Annotated in this window: 12 protein-coding genes and 1 pseudogene; 6 read left to right on the forward strand and 7 right to left on the reverse strand. The window is 73.4% G+C overall.

Annotation, left to right across the window (positions count from 1 at the left end):
• The first annotated feature begins 123 nt into the window (after positions 1-123).
• From OHA37_RS33240 to OHA37_RS33250, 3 genes are all read left to right on the forward strand, one after another.
• Positions 124-1,296: an exonuclease SbcCD subunit D gene (locus OHA37_RS33240; RefSeq protein WP_266910779.1), complete on the forward strand. Its 1,173-nt coding sequence runs from the start codon at positions 124-126 to the stop codon at positions 1,294-1,296.
• Entirely contained in the window at positions 1,293-4,304 is a 3,012-nt protein-coding gene (locus tag OHA37_RS33245) for an AAA family ATPase (RefSeq protein WP_266910781.1), read from the forward strand. Before OHA37_RS33240 ends, OHA37_RS33245 begins: the two co-directional genes overlap by 4 nt.
• Before the next feature lie 121 nt (positions 4,305-4,425).
• On the forward strand, positions 4,426-4,929 hold the full coding sequence (locus OHA37_RS33250) for a rhodanese-like domain-containing protein (protein ID WP_266910783.1): 504 nt from the start codon (positions 4,426-4,428) through the stop codon (positions 4,927-4,929).
• 151 nt (positions 4,930-5,080) lie between these two features.
• Here OHA37_RS33250 and OHA37_RS33255 read toward each other — a convergent pair whose 3' ends face one another.
• Positions 5,081-6,793, reverse strand: coding sequence for a DUF885 domain-containing protein (locus tag OHA37_RS33255; RefSeq protein WP_266910785.1), 1,713 nt, complete (start codon positions 6,791-6,793; stop codon positions 5,081-5,083).
• Positions 6,794-7,053: 260 nt separating this feature from the next.
• Between OHA37_RS33255 and OHA37_RS33260 the strand changes: the two are divergent.
• A pseudogene (locus tag OHA37_RS33260) lies at positions 7,054-7,320 on the forward strand (PLP-dependent transferase); the annotation flags it as partial.
• Positions 7,321-7,346: 26 nt separating this feature from the next.
• Entirely contained in the window at positions 7,347-7,577 is a 231-nt protein-coding gene (locus OHA37_RS33265) for a PLP-dependent transferase (RefSeq protein WP_266910787.1), read from the forward strand.
• Here the strand turns inward: OHA37_RS33265 and OHA37_RS33270 are convergent.
• The 3 genes from OHA37_RS33270 to OHA37_RS33280 form a co-directional block, all read right to left on the reverse strand.
• Positions 7,510-8,955, reverse strand: coding sequence for a GNAT family N-acetyltransferase (locus OHA37_RS33270; protein WP_266910807.1), 1,446 nt, complete (start codon positions 8,953-8,955; stop codon positions 7,510-7,512). The two genes, OHA37_RS33265 and OHA37_RS33270, sit on opposite strands and share 68 nt — an antisense overlap.
• A 115-nt stretch (positions 8,956-9,070) precedes the next feature.
• On the reverse strand, positions 9,071-10,669 hold the full coding sequence (locus OHA37_RS33275; protein WP_266910809.1) for an alkaline phosphatase D family protein: 1,599 nt from the start codon (positions 10,667-10,669) through the stop codon (positions 9,071-9,073).
• Positions 10,670-10,806: 137 nt separating this feature from the next.
• Positions 10,807-11,646, reverse strand: a complete 840-nt coding sequence (locus tag OHA37_RS33280; RefSeq protein ID WP_266910811.1) for an alpha/beta fold hydrolase — start codon at positions 11,644-11,646, stop codon at positions 10,807-10,809.
• Between the two features lie 401 nt (positions 11,647-12,047).
• Between OHA37_RS33280 and OHA37_RS33285 the strand changes: the two genes are divergently transcribed.
• A complete protein-coding gene (locus tag OHA37_RS33285) occupies positions 12,048-12,809 on the forward strand; it encodes a GntR family transcriptional regulator (protein WP_266910813.1) in 762 nt (253 codons plus the stop codon).
• A gap of 318 nt (positions 12,810-13,127) precedes the next feature.
• Here OHA37_RS33285 and OHA37_RS33290 read toward each other — a convergent pair whose 3' ends face one another.
• The 3 genes from OHA37_RS33290 to OHA37_RS33300 all read right to left on the reverse strand — a co-directional run bounded on the left by OHA37_RS33290 (position 13,128) and on the right by OHA37_RS33300 (position 16,243).
• Complete coding sequence (locus tag OHA37_RS33290; protein WP_266910815.1) at positions 13,128-14,282, reverse strand: ROK family transcriptional regulator; 1,155 nt, start codon at positions 14,280-14,282, stop codon at positions 13,128-13,130.
• Positions 14,283-14,394: 112 nt separating this feature from the next.
• Positions 14,395-15,045 (reverse strand): response regulator transcription factor, encoded by a 651-nt coding sequence (locus OHA37_RS33295; protein ID WP_266910817.1) that lies wholly within the window; start codon positions 15,043-15,045, stop codon positions 14,395-14,397.
• Between the two features lie 4 nt (positions 15,046-15,049).
• Positions 15,050-16,243 (reverse strand): sensor histidine kinase, encoded by a 1,194-nt coding sequence (locus tag OHA37_RS33300; RefSeq protein ID WP_266910819.1) that lies wholly within the window; start codon positions 16,241-16,243, stop codon positions 15,050-15,052.
• Between the last annotated feature and the right edge of the window lie 94 nt (positions 16,244-16,337).

Below are 16,337 nucleotides of genomic sequence, written 5' to 3' on the forward strand. Positions count from 1 at the left end.
GGCGTGTGGTGGCTCAGGAGGTGGCATGCGTTAGCGTGGCAGGGGGGCGACTGTGAGTCCTGGGTCGGTTCGTGCTGGTTTTAGAGGGGTCGTAGGGGTAAACGTGCAGGTCGGGGTCGTTCTGTGAAGTTCCTGCATACCTCCGACTGGCATCTGGGGCGGAGCTTTCATCGGGTGAACCTGCTCGGTGCTCAGGCTGTTTTTATCGATCATCTGGTTGAGGTCGTGCGGGAGCGCGAGGTCGACGCCGTGCTTGTTGCCGGTGATGTTTATGACCGGGCCGTGCCGCCGTTGCCTGCCGTGGAGCTGTACGACCGGGCACTGCACCGACTTGCCGATCTTGGCGTTCCTACCGTGATGATCTCCGGTAATCATGACTCCGCCCGCCGTCTTGGGGTCGGGGCCGGGCTGATCGGGCGGGCCGGGATTCACCTCAGGACCGATCCCGCCGGGTGTGCCGACCCCGTGGTGCTGGGCGACGTACACGGGGACGTGACGTTTTACGGGCTGCCGTATCTGGAGCCTGCGCTGGTCAAGGATGAGTTCGGGGCCTCGAAGGTGAGCCATGAGGCCGTGCTCGGGGCGGCCATGGGGCGGATTCGGGCCGATCTGGCCGGGCGGGCGCCCGGGACGCGGTCTGTTGTGCTTGCGCATGCCTTTGTGACCGGCGGGCAGGCCAGTGACAGTGAGCGCGACATCACCGTCGGGGGCGTCGAGGCCGTGCCGGCCTCCGTTTTCGATGGGGTCGACTACGTCGCGCTGGGGCACCTGCACGGCTGCCAGGTGATCAATGAACGCGTTCGCTATTCCGGTTCCCCGCTCGCCTACTCCTTCTCCGAGGCCGATCAGCGCAAGAGCATGTGGCTCGTGGAGATGGGGGAGGGCGGGGAGATCGTGAGTGCCGAGCGGGTCGACACTCCCGTGCCGCGCGGTCTCGCTCGGGTTCGGGGGCCGCTGGAGGAGCTGCTTTCCGAGGGGGCGTACGCCCGGTACGAGGACTGTTGGGTGGAGGCCACCCTCACCGACGCCGTCCGGCCCGAGGATCCCATGGCCCGGCTCGCCGCGCGGTTCCCCCATGTTCTGAGCCTGGCCTTCGACCCCGAGGGCCGGAGCGAGGACGCCGGCGGGTCCTATGCGCAGCGGCTGAAGGGGCGCAGCGACCGGGAGATCGCCGAGGACTTCGTCGCCCACGTGCGCGGGGGCGGCGGGTTCTCCGACGAGGCCGAGCGGGACGTGCTTCAAGGTGCTTTCGACGAGGTGCGGGCCGAGGACAGCCGGCAGGAGACCCACCGATGAGGTTGCACCGGCTGCGCATCACCGCCTTCGGGCCCTTCGCCGAGCCTCAGGAGATCGACTTCGACACGCTCTCCGGCGCCGGGATCTTCCTGCTGCACGGGCCCACCGGCGCGGGCAAGACCTCCGTCCTGGATGCCGTGTGCTACGCCCTGTACGGGTCCGTGCCCGGTTCCCGGCAGGCCCCCGGTACCAGTCTGCGCAGTGACCACGCGGCGTCCGATACCCCGACCGAGATCACCCTCGAACTCACCGCGGGCGGGCGGCGCCTGGAGATCACCCGGCGCCCCGAACAGGACCGGCCCAAGAAGCGCGGGACCGGGACGACCAAGGACAAGGCGCAGAGTTGGCTGCGTGAGTACGACGGGGACGGCTGGAGCGCGCTGAGCCGGTCCCATCAGGAGATCGGCGAGGAGATCGAGCAGCTGCTCGGCATGAGCCGCGAGCAGTTCTGCCAGGTCGTGCTGTTGCCGCAGGGGGAGTTCGCGCGCTTCCTGCGGGCCGACGAGGTGGCGCGCGGGCGGCTGCTGGGCCGGCTCTTCGACACCCGCCGCTTTGCCGCCGTGGAAACCCTGCTCGGTGAGCGCCGCCGCGCCGCCGAGGCCAAGGTCCGCGCCGGTGACGAGCAGGTGCTGCACACCGCCCAGCGCCTCGCCCAGGCCGCCGGGGACGCCGCCGACCTGCGCGCCTGGCCGCTGCCCCGGCACCAGCCGGGGGACCCCGGGCTGGCCGGGGCGATCCGTGCCTGGGCCGCCGTCGCGCGCTGCTCCGCCCGGGAGCGGCTCACCGTCGCCGAGTACGCCCTCGCCGCCGTCGAGGGGCGCTACCACGCCGCCCGGCGGGCCGCCGAGGACGTACGGGAGCTCGACCGGCTGCAGCGCCGGCACGCCGAGACCACCCGTCGGGCGGCCCTGCTCGCCGAGGCCGGTCCGGAGCGGGAGCGGGTGCGCGCCCTGCTCGACCGGGCCCGGCGCGGAGCCCTGGTCGCCCCCGCCCTGGAGCTGCGCGGAGCCGCCGCCGGCGCGCACATGGCCGCCGCGCACGCGGAGTCGGTGGCCCGGGCGGAGCTGCCGCCGCAGCTCGCCGAGGCGGGGACCGAGCAGCTGGCCGCCGTGGAGCAGCGGCTGCGCGAGGATCTGGGAGCACTCGGAGCCGCCCGCCGCGCCGAGCAGCGCAGCGCCGAGATCGGTCGCGAACGGGCCGACCTGGAACGGGAATCCCGGGCGGCCGAGGAGCAGCAGCAGGAGACCGCCGAGTGGCTGGGCCGCTGGGAAGCCACCCGGACCGAGCTGGCCGGGCGCGCGGACGCCGCCCAGCAGGCCGCGACCCTGGCCGAGCAGCTCGCCGGCAAGCTGGAGCCCGCGAGGCTGCACCTGCACGCCGCCCGGCGGCGCGACGCCCTCGACGCGGACGCGGAGCAGGCCTCGGCCGAACTGCTCACCGCCCGCGAGGAGTCGGCCGCCGCCCGGGAACGCTGGCTCGAGCTCAAGGAGACCCGGCTGCGCGGGATCGCCGCCGAACTCGCAGCCGCCTTGGTGGCGGGGGAGCCCTGCACCGTGTGCGGGGCCGCGGAGCATCCCTCCCCGGCCCGGCCCGCCCCCGGTCACGTCGACCGGGCCGCGGAGGAGGCGGCGCACGCCCGCTTCGAGGGGGCCGAGGAGCGCAGGGCCGCGGTGGAGAGCGATCTGGCAGCCGTCCGACAGACCCGCGCAGAAGCCGCCGCCGTCGCCGGCGACGCCACCACCGCCGAACTCCTCGAACTCACCTCCGCGCTGAGTTCCCGTCACGCCGAGGCGCACGCCGCGGCCGCCGGGCTGCACACCGCCCGCGAGCGGCTGGCCCGCGCCGAGCGGGAGCACGCGGTGCGCAGCGCCGAGCGGAGCGAAGCCGAGGCCCGGGCGGCGGCGCGGGCTTCGCGCCGCGAAGCCCTCGACCGGGAACAGGCCTCGCTGGAAGCGGAGCTGGCCCTCGTACGGGACGGAGCGCCCAGCGTCGCGGCCCGCGCCGGAGTCCTGGAGGACCGGGTCCGCATGGTCACGGCGGCGGCCGTCTCGCTGCGCCGGGCCGAAACCACCGCCGCCCGGCTGAAGGAGGCCGACGACCAGCTCGCCGACGCCGCCTTCAAGGCCGGCTTCGACACCACCGAGGAGGCGGCCGACGCCGTGCTCCCCGAGTACGAACGCAGCGCGCTCCAACGCCGCACGGACACCTGGCAGGCGGAGGAGGCCATGCTGGCCGACCGCCTCGGCGAGAGCGACACCGCCGCGGCGGCGGCCCTGCCCCCGGCCGCGCCGGAGGAGGCCGAGGCCTATGCGGCGCTGGCCGCCGCGAAGCTTCGTACGGCCGGGTCCGCCGTGGACGCGGCCCGGGTCCGGTGCAAGGACCTCGACGGGCTCTCCCTCCAGGCGGAGCGGGAGCTGCGCTCCCTGGGACCGCTGCGCGAGGCCTACGAACGGGTGGCCCGGCTCGCCGGACTCACCGCGGGCACCTCCGCGGACAACGAGCGCAAGATGCGGCTGGAGGCCTACGTGCTCGCGGCCCGGCTGGAGCAGGTCGCCGCCGCGGCCACGGTACGGCTGCTGCGCATGTCGGGCGGTCGCTACACCTTGCTGCACTCCGACGCCAAGGCGAGCGGACGCGGGCGTTCCGGGCTCGGGCTGCACGTGGTGGACGCCTGGACCGGCAGCGAGCGGGACACCGCCACCCTGTCCGGCGGCGAGACCTTCTTCGCTTCGCTCGCGCTCGCGCTGGGCCTCGCCGACGTGGTCACCGACGAGGCGGGCGGCATGCGGCTCGACACCCTCTTCATCGACGAGGGCTTCGGCAGCCTCGACGACCAGGCGCTGGACGAGGTGCTCGACGTACTGGACTCGCTGCGCGAGCGCGACCGCAGTGTCGGCATCGTGAGCCATGTCGCCGACCTGCGGACCCGGGTGCAGGCCCAGCTGGAGATCGTCAAGCAGCGCGGGGGTTCGGTGGTGCGGCATCGCACGGCGGGCGGAACGGGCTGAAACCCCTGGTCAACGGGGTGAAACCGGTCCTCGGGGGATACTCGGGGACCCTCGGGGACATGTCGGTCTCCGGGGGGAGGCCCTCGCCGAGGAGTGATCAACAAATTGTAGATTTCTCGGTATGACGACCACGAACACGCCCGCTTCCACCAACCCCGTCCTGCGGGTTCCCCCGGCCGCACCAGCCGCGGCCGCCGCCTACTTCGCGGCGAGCCTGGCCTTCCACGCCGATGTCTCGGACGTCGCCGCCGCCTTCAAGGCCCACCGGGAGGACGGCGCCGAGCTCGGCTTCCAGCTGGTCGACTCCCGCTCGACCCCGTCCTGGGACCAGGCCCACGTGCCCGGGGCCGTCCACCTGCCGAACGCCCTCGTCGCCGAGCAGGCGGAGCGCCTCCTCGACAAGAGCGTTCCCGTGGTCACCTACTGCTGGGGCCCCGCCTGCAACGGCGGCACCCGCTCGGCGCTCGCCCTGGCGCAGCTCGGCTTCCAGGTCAAGGAGATGCTCGGCGGCATCGAGTACTGGATCCGCGAGGGCTTCGAGGTCGAGACCTGGCAGGGCCGCGAACAGCGCCCCGAGGCCGACCCGCTGACCGCGCCCACGGACTCCGACGACTGCGGCTGCTGAGGACTGGTTCCTCAGGACTGGCTGCTGAAGACCGGCCGCCCCCGCAGGTACGGACGGGCGGGCGGACGGGCGGACGGGCGGACCGACGGACGGGCCGACTCCGCGAGGGGGGAGCCGGCCCGTCCGTCCTACCGTGGTGCGGTCCCGGTGGTCAGAGCTTCGACAGCTCGTCCACCAGGTCGTCCAGGCCCAGCGACCCCTGGGACAGCGCCGCCATGTGCCAGGCCTTCAGGTCGAAGGAATCGCCGTGCGCCGCGCGCGCGTTGTCACGGCCCTGCAGCCAGGCGCGCTCGCCCAGCTTGTAGCCGATCGCCTGGCCCGGCATCGACAGGTAGCGGGTCAGCTCGCTCTCGACGAAGTCGCCCGGCCGGCCGCTGTGCAGGCCGAAGAACTCCTGCGCCAGGTCGACCGTCCAGCGCTCGCCCGGGTGGAACGGCGAATCCGCCGGGATCTCCAGACCCAGGTGCATGCCGATGTCCACGATGACGCGCGTGGCGCGCATCATCTGGGCGTCCAGGTACCCGAGGCGCTGCTCGGCGTCCTTGAGGTAGCCCAGCTCGTCCATCAGCCGCTCCGCGTACAGGGCCCAGCCCTCGCAGTTGGCGCTGACGAGACCGATGCTGGCCTGGTAGCGGGAGAGCTGGTCCGCCACGTGCGCCCACTGCGCCAGCTGGAGGTGGTGGCCCGGAACGCCCTCGTGGTACCAGGTGGAGACCAGGTCGTAGACGGGGAAGCGGGTCTGGCCCATCGTCGGCAGCCAGGTGCGACCGGGACGGGAGAAGTCCTCCGAGGGACTCGTGTAGTACGGGGCCGCGGCGCCGCCCGGAGGGGCGATCCGCGACTCCACGCGCTTGACCCGCTCGGCGAGTTCGAAGTGGGTGCCGTCGAGGTTCTCGATGGCCTCGTCCATCAGGCCCTGCAGCCAGGCCTGGACCTCATCCACGCCCTCGATGTGGGTGCCGTGCACGTCCAGGTGCGCCAGCGCCTCCCACGGACCCGCGTCCGGGAGGATCTTGGCGGCTTCGGCCTTCATCTCCGCCAGCAGCCGGTGGTACTCCGACCAGCCGTAGGCGTACGCCTCGTCCAGGTCCAGGTCGGCGCCGTTGAAGTAGCGAGACCAGAGGGCGTAGCGCTCGCGGCCCACCGGGTCGGGCTTGCCCTCGACCGCGGGGGCGTACACGTCCCGCATCCAGTCGCGCAGTTCCAAGACGGCGGCGGTCGCGCCGGCGGCGGCCGCGTCGAGCTCGGCGCGCAGGGCCTGGGGGCCGGTGGCGGCGAACTCCGCGAAGTAGCCTTCCTTGCCCTCGCCCTCGGCGCCCTCGCCCGCCCAGGCGGTGAGCTGCTCGATGAAGGTGGCGGTGGGGCGCGGGCTCCCGAACAGGCCGCGGTCCAGGCCGAGCGCGAGGCACTCGCGGTAGCCCGCGTACGCGACCGGTACGGCGCGCAGCCGTTCGGCGATCGCCGCCCAGTCCTCGTCGGTCTCGGCCGGGGTCAGGGAGAAGATCTCGCGGACCGAGTGCGCGGGGGAGTGGATGTTGCTGACCGCGCGCAGATCCTCGTCGGCCTCGTGGACGGCGAGTTCGGCGTTGAGGCGCTCGCGCAGCAGGCGGGCGCAGCGGCGCTCGGCATCGCTGTCGGCGCCCGGCTGCCGCTCGGCGGCGTCGAGCCGCGCGAGCGTGGTGCGGGTGAGTTCGGCGGCCGCCGCGCGGCCCGCCGGGGAGAGGTCCGGGAGCTTTCCGGAGCTCGCGGCGACACCGAGATAGGTGCCCGTGATCGGGTCGATGGCGATGAGGTCGTCGACGTAGGCATCGGCGACCTGTCGGGGCAGCCGTGCGGCGCTGTCACTGGTGATGATGTCTGACATGTGGACATCTTCGTATGCGGGACGGGTCCGCGTCATCACCAAACATCGTCAGCCTGCTGACGCGGGGGGCGGCAGCGGCCCGCGATCCCGCTCCTGGAGGATCAACCTGGCCTCCATCCTGGAGACTTCACGGGCGAGGTGAACTCGTCGAGGACCGGCCGCCGGAGCTCGCCGGGATCCGAATCGGCCGCGTGGGCGGGGTGGTCGTCCGGGCCCGTCGGAGGGAAGACGGCCCGCGAGGCCGACGCGTTCGGGACGACGGAGCCCGGCCCGGGGGCCCGCCGGTCCGCTCCCGGCCGGACGATCCGACCACCGCCTGCTTCGGGACGGCCCTGTCCCGGCTCGAAGGCACCGAGAGCGCCGTCGCCTTCGCGAGCGGGATGGCCGCGTAGTCGGCGTGCCTGCTGGTGCGGGGGATGAAGGAGTCGCGTCACGTGGGCGCCGTACGGCCGTTGTACGGGGGCTGCGCCCACCTGCTGAGCGGCGGCCTGCTGGGGACCCGGGTGACCTGGGTGGATCCGGACGGCACCCGGCCTCCTTCAGCCACCTCATCGTGGCCGAGGGGGACCGCCACGCCCCGGGCGTGGGCGACCGCTTGCTGCGCTTGTCGGTCGGGCTGGAGGACGTGGACGATCTGTGGGCCGATCCGGGCCGGGCGCCGGACCGGGCGATGGAGCCGGTGCCCGGTCAGGAGCGGGCCGGGGAGCCGGTCCGGGTCACTGCTGGTTGCGGGGTAGGCCGCGGAGGGATTCGCCCGGGAGCTCGTACGGCAGCCGGGAGCTGACCGGGGTCGCGTCCAGCCGGGCGGTGATCACCAGGGTGCCCTCCTCGATCTGGTAGTCGAGGGGGAGGCCGAGCCCGCGCATGGCGGCGACCATGCCGGTGTTCTGGGCCTGGGTGACGGCGTACACGCTGTCGCATCCGGCCTCGACGGCCATCCCGATCAGCCGGCCCAGCAGCTCGGAGCCGATGCCGCGGCGCTGCCAGTCGTCCTCGATGAGCAGGGCGACCTCGGTCTCGTCGCCGTCCCAGAGCAGGTGGCCGAGGGCGACGAGCTTGCCGGAGGCGGTGGTCGCGGCGAGGGTGCGGCCGAAGCGCGGGCTCAGCAGGTGGCCGAGGTAGCGGTCGGCGTCGGCGACGGGGCCGTGGTAGCGCAGGCCGAGGGTGCGCTCCGAGCAGCGGTCGTGCATGGCACGGGCCGCGGGCAGGTCGGAGCCGTCGGCGCGGCGGACGGTGATCTCGTTGCCCTCGGGAAGGGTCAGTACGTCACGGCTGCGCGGGACCCGCGGTCCGAGCCGGGCGTCCAGCTCGACGAGCGCGCGGGCGCGGGCGAACTCGGTCGGGGTGAACGGCAGGTAGGGCCGCTCGATGGTGATGGCACCGCCGGACGGGTCGCGCAGCCGCATGACCGTGGCCTCCAAGACGCCTTCGACGGGCGCGTCGGCGCCGGCGTTGGGGCGCCCGGAGAGGGTGGTCGCCGGGATGGAGTGGATGGTGCAGCGGCCGAGCAGCTGGCGCAGGGCGAGCGGCAGTTCGGCGGCGTCCAGGGCGGTGCGGGTGGCCAGCCCCAGGACGCGGGTCGGGGTGTCGACCAGGTCGTGTGCGTCGGCGCGCTCGATCCAGGTGCTGTGGCCGCCGGCGCCGGAGATGGCCCGGGTGAGGTCGGCGGAGGGCAGCTGATGCGGGGCGCGCAGCAGGAACTCGTCCACCGTGCCGCCCTCGGGGAGCGGGTGCGTCTGCAGGGTCAGGATGTCGACCCCGCTCCGGGCGAGTGCGGTGCAGAGCGCGGCGAGGCTGCCGGGCTCGTCGCGCACGGTCGTCCGCATCCGCCAGAGGGCGGAGGCCAGTGCGGCGTCCGTACCGGCCGTCGCCGCGACCGCGCCCGTGGCGGTGTCCGTGGGCGCGGCGTCCGAAGGCGCGGTGTCCGTGGGCGGCGGCGCATGGCTGTGGCGGCGTGCCCACCAGGTGTGGAACGCCGCCGTCACCAGGAGTGCGACGGCCGAGGCCACGAGCAGGACCGGGCCGCGGGGACCGTGCACCACGAGGTTGGCGATGGCGTCGGCGACCGCGACGGCGCAGAAGAGAGCGGCGAGCTCGACGACGTCGCGGCGCCAGTGGTGGCGGTGGGGACGCTGGGCAGGGGCAGCAATACGCTCAGTCATGCAGACCACTGTGACGCAGGGGTGTTGCGTGATCACGAACGATCTGTGACCGACTGGTTAAGGATCCATCTGGCCGATTTCGCCCTGTTTTCCGGCCGATTTCAGATGTCGGACCCTACTGCCCCACCCGTCCGGGCTGCAGGGTCCGGGTGAAGAGTACGCCGCCTCCCTGGCGGCGCAGCCGGACGGTGAGCTCGCCGCCGTCCCCGTCGATCTCGACCTCCCCGTAGTACGGGGGATTCTCGGACGGGGACATGTTGGCGAAGGGCGCGGACTGGACGTACGCCGTCTCCGGGCCGAAGGTGGCGTCCAGTCGGCCGGAGGGGAAGCCGCCCGCGCCGATGGGGCCGGAGACGAACTCCCAGAAGGGTGCGAAGTCGGTGAAGGCGGCCCGCTCGGGCGCGTAGTGGTTCGCGGCCGTGTAGTGCACGTCGGCGGTGAGCCAGAGGGTCCCGGTGATGCGCTGGTGCTTGATGTGCCGCAGCAGCTCCGCGATCTGCAGTTCGCGCCCGAGCGGCGCCCCGGGGTCGCCCTGGGCGACGGCCTCGAAGTTCGCGGCCCCGTCGGCCACCACGATGCCCAGCGGCATGTCGGCGGCGATGACCTTCCAGGTGGCGCGGGAGCGCGAGAGCTCGCGCTTGATCCAGGCCAGCTGTTCGGGGCCGAGGATGCCGATGGGGTCGTCGGTCTGGCGGCCGGGGGAGTTCGCGTCGCGGTAGGTGCGCATGTCGAGGACGAACACGTCGAGCAGCGGGCCGTAGCGCATCACCCGGTACATCCGGCCCTCGGCGCGGCCGCCGCGCAGGTCGGTGACGGGGAAGTACTCGCCGAAGGCCCGGCGGGCCCGGCCGGCGAGGGTGTCGACGTCCTTCACGGTGTAGCGGGGGTCGTCGAGGATCTGGCCGGGGTACCAGTTGTTGCGCACCTCGTGGTCGTCCCACTGGGCGAGGACCGGCACCTGGGCGTTGAAATCGCGCAGGTTGCCGTCGAGCAGGTTGTAGCGGAAGTTGCCCCGGTACTCGGCGAGGGTCTCGGCGACCTTCGCCTTCTCCTCGGTGGTCACGTTGTGCCACAGGGTTCCGTCGCGCAGCGGTACGGAGGCCTGGATCGGCCCGTCGGCGTAGATGGTGTCCCCGCTGAAGAGGAAGAAGTCGGGGTTCCGCAGGCGCATCTCGTCGAAGACGCGGTAGCCGCCGAGCTCCGGGTTGATGCCCCAGCCCTGGCCGGCGAGGTCACCGGACCACAGGAAGCGCACGTCACGGCGGCGGGAGGCGGGCGCGGTCCGGAAGGTGCCGTGGACCGGCTCGCCGGTGCGGCGCGGATCGTCGGGGTCGGCGAGGAGCACCCGGTAGTGGATCTGCTGTCCGGGCGGGAGCTCGCGCAGGGTGGTGGTGCCCGTGAAGTCGGAGTCCGGGCCGAGCAGCGGGCCGCGGTGGCGGCGGACGGCGTAGCGGAACGACTCGCTCGGGGAGGTCTCGACGTACATCCGCGCGGGGCGGTCGGAACGCGTCCAGACGGTGGCCGAGTGGGCGGTGATCTCGCCGGACTGGACGCCCCAGAAGGCGTTCGGGCGGCCCGAGCGGGCGAAGGCGGGCGCCGCCGCGTGGGCGGGAATGGACAGGGCGCCCGTCAGGGCGCCGGACAGGGCGAGGCCCACCGGGACGGCGAGGGAACCGCCGAGCAGGGAGCGTCGGGTGTGCGGCAGAGGTGCCATCGGTGCGTCTCCAGAGGCCGGCGGGGACGGGCCGGACCAGTGTGTCGCCGTACACCGGCGGCACACCGGACCGCCCGCGTCGTGCACGCGAACCATGCGTGAACACTGATGCGGTCCCCTGGCGCTCCGTCAACACCTCATCGGGCGCGCTCCGTTGTGTCCAGGATGACGCGGGCGACCAGGGCCGGGTCGTCGTTCATGGGCACGTGGCCGCATCCGGGGAGACGGACGAGGCGGGCGCCGGGGATGGTGTGCTTCGCGCGGACGCCTTGGCGGCGCAGGAGTAGCCGGTCGCGACTGCCCCAGGCGATGGTGACGGGCAGGCCCGGCAGATCCGCGGTGAACCGTACGGAGCCGCCCGCGGCCAGGGTCTGCTCGAAGCCGGAGGCCTCGCGCAGGGCGATGGTCTCGGCGACCACGGAGCCGGGCGAACGCCGTCCCGGGCGCGCGTAGATGCTGCCGGTGAGCGCGGCGCGTCCGGCGGCGCTGCGGGCGAGCCGTTCCACGGCGGAGCGGGGCAGCGCGCCGGCGCCGGCGCGCATCGCGCGGAGCGCTGTGAAGGCGTAGCGGCGCTCGCCCTCCGACCAGAACCCGGCGGGGGAGAGGGCGGTGACCGAGCGCGCCAGCCCGACGCGCCCCATCTCCAGGGCGAGCAGTCCGCCGAGGGAGTTGCCCGCGACGTGCGGCCGCTCGATGCCGAGCGCCGCGCAGAGCGCGTTCAGCGCCGAGGCGACGGTGCCGAGATCGTACGGAACCCCGTGCGGCAGCGGCTCCGAGACGCCGAAGCCGGGCAGGTCGACGGCGATCACGTCGTACTCGGCGGCCAGGATGTCGGTCACCGGGTGCCAGGCCTGGAGGTGGTGGCCGATGCCGTGGAGCAGCAGGAGCGGCTCGCCCGCGCCCTTGCGCTCGTAGGCGGCGGTCGTGGTGCGGGGGCCCAGCGGCGAATCGATCGTGAAGGAGACCGTGGCGGTCATGCTGCTCCTCGTCGGGGGTCGGGCGGCTTCGGCGGCCGTGTGAGACGGCTTGTCAGTAGTGTCTCTCGACCGGTTACCGCCCGGTAGCCCCTGGAGGCGGGACTTCGGCTTTCGCGGTGACTTCGGCGGCGCCCTTCGTGGTGCCCTCCGCGGCGCCCGCCGCGGCGCTCTTCGGGGTGTCTTCCGTGACGCCCTCCGCGTGCTTTCCGCGGTGCTCGCGAACATCCCGTGAACAGCTTGATGCATATGCCCGATCTGCCCGACAAAGGGATGAGCATTGGTCTTGACCAAGGGGGTGCGCCGACTTATCGTCGCAGGCATAGTGCAGGAACCTTTAATAAACAAAGGCGCGGAACTCCCGCTGGAACACGGCGAGTGCGGCGATAGCAGGAGGAGTCAGGGTGGGGACCACGCAGCTCGAAACGGTGCCGGAGCCGAAGTACTTGCACCTCAAGACCGTCCTCAGTGAGGCGCTCGACCAGGACTTCGCCGTGGGCGAGGTCCTGCCGAACGAGCGCGAGCTCGCCGCCCGCTTCGGTGTGGCCCGCGCGACCCTGCGCCAGGCATTGGAGCAGCTCGAACTCGAAGGCCGCCTCCAGCGCCGCCGCGGCGTCGGCACCACCGTCGCCCCGCCGCGCGTGGGCGTCGACGTCGGCAGTGCGCAGCACAGCTGGCCCGGCGAGAGCGTCGACGGGTGGGAGCCGGTGGACGCGGCGGAGGAGGCCGTGCTCACCCCGGCCCTCCTGAAGCTCCTCGGGACCACCCCCGGCGAGATGGTGCTCGCGGTGCGCCGCAGCCGCGTCGAGCAGGGCCAGGTCCTCGCGGCCGAGCTGCTGTACGTGCCGGCCTCCTCGGTGCCGGGCCTCTCCGCCATCGACGCCCCGGCCGGTCCGGCCCGCGCCCGGACCGTCATGCGCGAGCTGCAGAAGCTGGTCCTCGACGGCCAGGACCGCTCGGTGGAGCTCGGCTCCGCCCGTGCCGAGGACGCGAAGGAACTGGACCGCCTGCCCGGCGCCCCGGTCCTGCTGGTCACCACCCGCTACTTCACGGCGGCGGGCACGGCGGCCGTCTCGGTGGCCACCTACCGGGCGGACACCTGCCGCCTGACCTTCGGCGACACCGGTGACGTGCAGATCACCCACGACACGCGGGTCGCGTCCTGACCACCTGCTGACCGGGGCCGCCGCGAAGTGGCGGCCCCGCTCGGCCGTCTTCTGCTTCAGCCCGTCCGGCGTTTGAGGACCGGGGCCGGGCAGGGCAGCCGGGGAGCGGGCGAAGGGCGGGTGGGGGATCTTGCCCTCCCGTGGATCTTGCCCTCCCGCAGGGACCCGCCGACGCCGAACCGCAGGGACCCGCCGACGCCGAACCGCGGCATCGAACGGGCGCCGGCCGGCCCGTGAGTGGCGGCGTGTGTGCGGATCCGCAGCCCCGGAGGAACCGGCGGCGGCGCGGACCCGCACCCGTACCGGCCCCGGAGGGGGTCAGCGGCGGGCGGTGACCGTCTTCTCCACCGCGAACAGTTCTTCTTCCACGTGGTCCAGCGCCAGCCGCAATGCTCCCGTGGCCACCGCCGCCTCGCCCAGCAGGGACAGCGCCACGCGCGGCGGGCGCAGGCAGTACCGCTCCAGTTCACGGCGCAGGGGGTCCAGTACCCCGTCGAGTCCGGCCGCCCAGCCGCCGACCACGACCAGCTCCGGGTCCATCGCCAGGACCAGCGCGGCCACGTCGTGGACCAGCCGCTGGATGAACCGCTCCACCGCCGCCACCGCGCCCACGTCCCCGCGCTTGGCCATCGCGAAGACCTCCGCCACCGCCCGCTCGTCCAGCGGGTGCAGCGGTTCACCGGTGGTCGAGAGCAGCTTCTCGGGCGTGACCTCGCGCCCCAGCAGGTGCAGGGCGCCGATCTCCCCGGCCGCCCCGCCGAACCCGCGGTGCAGCCGGCCCCCGATCAGGGAGCCCGCTCCGGGGCTGAGCCCGGCCATCACGAAGACCATGTCGTCGGTGTCGGTCGCGGCGCCCTTCCAGTGCTCGGCGACCGCCGCGGCGTTCGCGTCGTTCTCCACCTGCACCGGGCAGCGGAACGAACGCCGGAGCCGCTCCCCGAGCGGCAGCCCGGTCCAGCCGGGCAGGGCCGTGCCGAGGCGGACGGTGCCGTCGGCCTCCACGATTCCGGGGCTGCCCACGCCGACCGCCCTCAGGGAGTCCCGCGGGATCCCGGCGCGGCGCAGCAGGTCGGCCACCGCACCGCGGACCCGTTCGAGCCGTTCGTCGGCGGAGGCCGTCTCGGCGACCTCCTTGGTGCCGGCGCCGATCACTCGTCCGTCCAGCCCGGACAGCAGCACCGCGATCCGGTGCGCGCCGATCTCCACGCCGAGCAGGTGCCCCGCCTCCGCGCGGAAGCGGAACCGTCTGGCCGGGCGTCCCTGGCGCCGCGCACCCTCCTCCGCGCCCGCCTCGACGACGAGGCCCGTCCTGATGAGCCCTTCGACGACTCCCTCGACGGTCGGCCGCGAGAGGCCGGTGACCCGGGTGAGGTCAGTGAGCGTCGGCGCCTCGGCCGCGCGCAGGGCCCGCAGCACCACGGCGGAGTTGATCCGCCGCAGCAGAGAGGGGTCCCCGCCGGTCAGCTGCCCCAACGTGTGTCCTCCCAGGTAGCGAGCTTGTCAGCCGGATCGTACTGCGCACCGGGCGCGGCGGCGAGAAGCAGCCCCCCATCGGCCGGAATCCGGCCTTCCCCTCGTGGGCCGGTCACGCGGGAGCGACGAACCCGGACTCGTACGCGGTGATCACTGCCTGGGTCCGGTCCCGCGCCCCCAGCTTCGCCAGGATCGCGCTGACGTGGGACTTCACCGTCTCCGTGCCGACGATCAGCTCGCGGGAGATCTCGATGTTGGTCAGCCCCTTCGCCATCAGCCGGAGCACGGCCTCCTCGCGCTCGGTCAGCGCCGCCCGCTCCAGTACCGTCCGTGCCTGGCGGTTGCCGTACTCGGCGGCCAGCGAGCGGACCGCCGCGGGGAAGAGCAGCGTCTCGCCCTCCGCCACCAGACGGACCGCGTGCACGATCTCCGACGGGCGGGCCCGCTTCAGCAGGAACCCGTCGGCGCCGGCCCGCAGCGCCTGGTAGACGTACTCGTCGTTCTCGAAGGTGGTGACCACGAGGATCTTCGGCGGCGAGTCCACGCTCCGCAGGACCGCCCGGGTCGCCTCGATCCCGTCGAGCAGCGGCATCCGCACGTCCATCGCCACGACGTCGGGGCGCAGTTGCCGCACCAGCGGGACCACCGCGGCGCCGTCGGCGGCCTCGCCGATCACCTCGATGTCGGGCTGGGCGTCCAGGACGGCGCGCAGACCCGCGCGCACCAGGGGTTCGTCGTCGACGAGCAGTACGGTAACCGGCATCCGATCAGCGTATTCGCTCCAGCGGCAGCCGCGTACGCACCCTCCAACCCCCCTTGTACGGACCGGTCTCGGTCTCCCCGCCGAGCAGCGCGGCCCGCTCCCGCATCCCGCGCAGCCCGGTGCCGCCGCCGGTCATGACGGAGGGCCGGTCCGGCAGCGGATTGGTCACCTCCAGGTCCAGCCGGTCGGCGACCATGCCGATCCGCACCCGTACCGGTACGGGACCGCAGTGCCGCAGCACGTTGGTCAGCGCCTCCTGAAGGATCCGGTACCCCTCCTGGCTCACCGAGTCGGGCAACTGGTCGAGCGGGCCGATCAGTTGCGCGTCGACGGTGGCGCCGGAGGCGCGCGCCGACTCGAACAGCCGGTCGGCCTCCGCCAGGGTGGGCCGCTGGGACGGCCGCTGACCGGACTCCCGCAGGACGCGCAGCACCCGGTCCAGGTCCTCCAGCGCGGCCCGGCCCGTCTCCTCGATCGCGCTCAGCGCACGGTCCGTGAACTCCGGATCGCCCGCCGCCCGCGCCGCCCCGGCCTGGACGACGGCCACGGTCAGTGCGTGGCCGATGGAGTCGTGCAGCTCCCGCGCGATGCGGGTGCGCTCCAGCAGCTGCTCGGTCCGCACCTCCAGCGCGGTGAGCCGCTCCGCCGCCGAAGGCCCCAGCAGCCTGCGGGCGATCGCCGTGATCATGTCGCCGAGCAGGACCACGACGACGATCAGGAGGACCAGGGGCAGCGGAGCCAGTGCCCAGGCCGCCCAAGCCGGGAGGCCGGCGGGCACCAGCCGGTCGTCGGTGACCGTCCCACCGAGGCCGGTCCTGATCAGCTGGATCGTCAAGACGGGCAGCCACACCGTGACGAAGATGGAGACCAGCCCGACGACGAGCCGTATCTCCAGCCACAACAGGGTCCGCCACCGGTCGCTCCACCCCTCGGAGGCAACGGTGCTGAAACTCTGCTCCTCGGCCTCCCGGCCGCCCTGGGAATCGCGCTCGTGAGGAGTGAGGAGGAACTGCGCCTGGAGCCCCTCGGCCAGCCGCATCCAGGGCAGCAGGCCCATCGGTATCACGAGCAGCATGGGCATCCACGGAGCCTCGGGCGCTATGAACATCCACATGGCCAGCATCAGCATGGGCACGCACAGATGCACCCAGCGCGAGTAGGTCACTGGGCGCAGCGCGGCGCGGAACAGTCGGTGCATCCCCTCATCGTGGCAGTTCGGGGCGGTGCGGCTCCTCCCCCACGTGGGGGAGAAGGAACCCTCGCATGGGGGAGGAAGAGGGGTGGGGACGGCG

It is taken from the genome of Streptomyces sp. NBC_00335 (genome assembly GCF_036127095.1).
Taxonomy (GTDB): domain Bacteria; phylum Actinomycetota; class Actinomycetes; order Streptomycetales; family Streptomycetaceae; genus Streptomyces.

Coding starts and splice junctions, on each gene's coding strand:
- OHA37_RS33245 (WP_266910781.1), top strand. CDS start 1,293: ATGAGGTTGCACCGGCTGCGCATCACCGCCTTCGGGCCCTTCGCCGAG.
- OHA37_RS33250 (WP_266910783.1), top strand. CDS start 4,426: ATGACGACCACGAACACGCCCGCTTCCACCAACCCCGTCCTGCGGGTT.
- OHA37_RS33255 (WP_266910785.1), bottom strand. CDS start 6,793: ATGTCAGACATCATCACCAGTGACAGCGCCGCACGGCTGCCCCGACAG.
- OHA37_RS33270 (WP_266910807.1), bottom strand. CDS start 8,955: ATGACTGAGCGTATTGCTGCCCCTGCCCAGCGTCCCCACCGCCACCAC.
- OHA37_RS33275 (WP_266910809.1), bottom strand. CDS start 10,669: ATGGCACCTCTGCCGCACACCCGACGCTCCCTGCTCGGCGGTTCCCTC.
- OHA37_RS33280 (WP_266910811.1), bottom strand. CDS start 11,646: ATGACCGCCACGGTCTCCTTCACGATCGATTCGCCGCTGGGCCCCCGC.
- OHA37_RS33295 (WP_266910817.1), bottom strand. CDS start 15,045: ATGCCGGTTACCGTACTGCTCGTCGACGACGAACCCCTGGTGCGCGCG.
- OHA37_RS33300 (WP_266910819.1), bottom strand. CDS start 16,243: ATGCACCGACTGTTCCGCGCCGCGCTGCGCCCAGTGACCTACTCGCGC.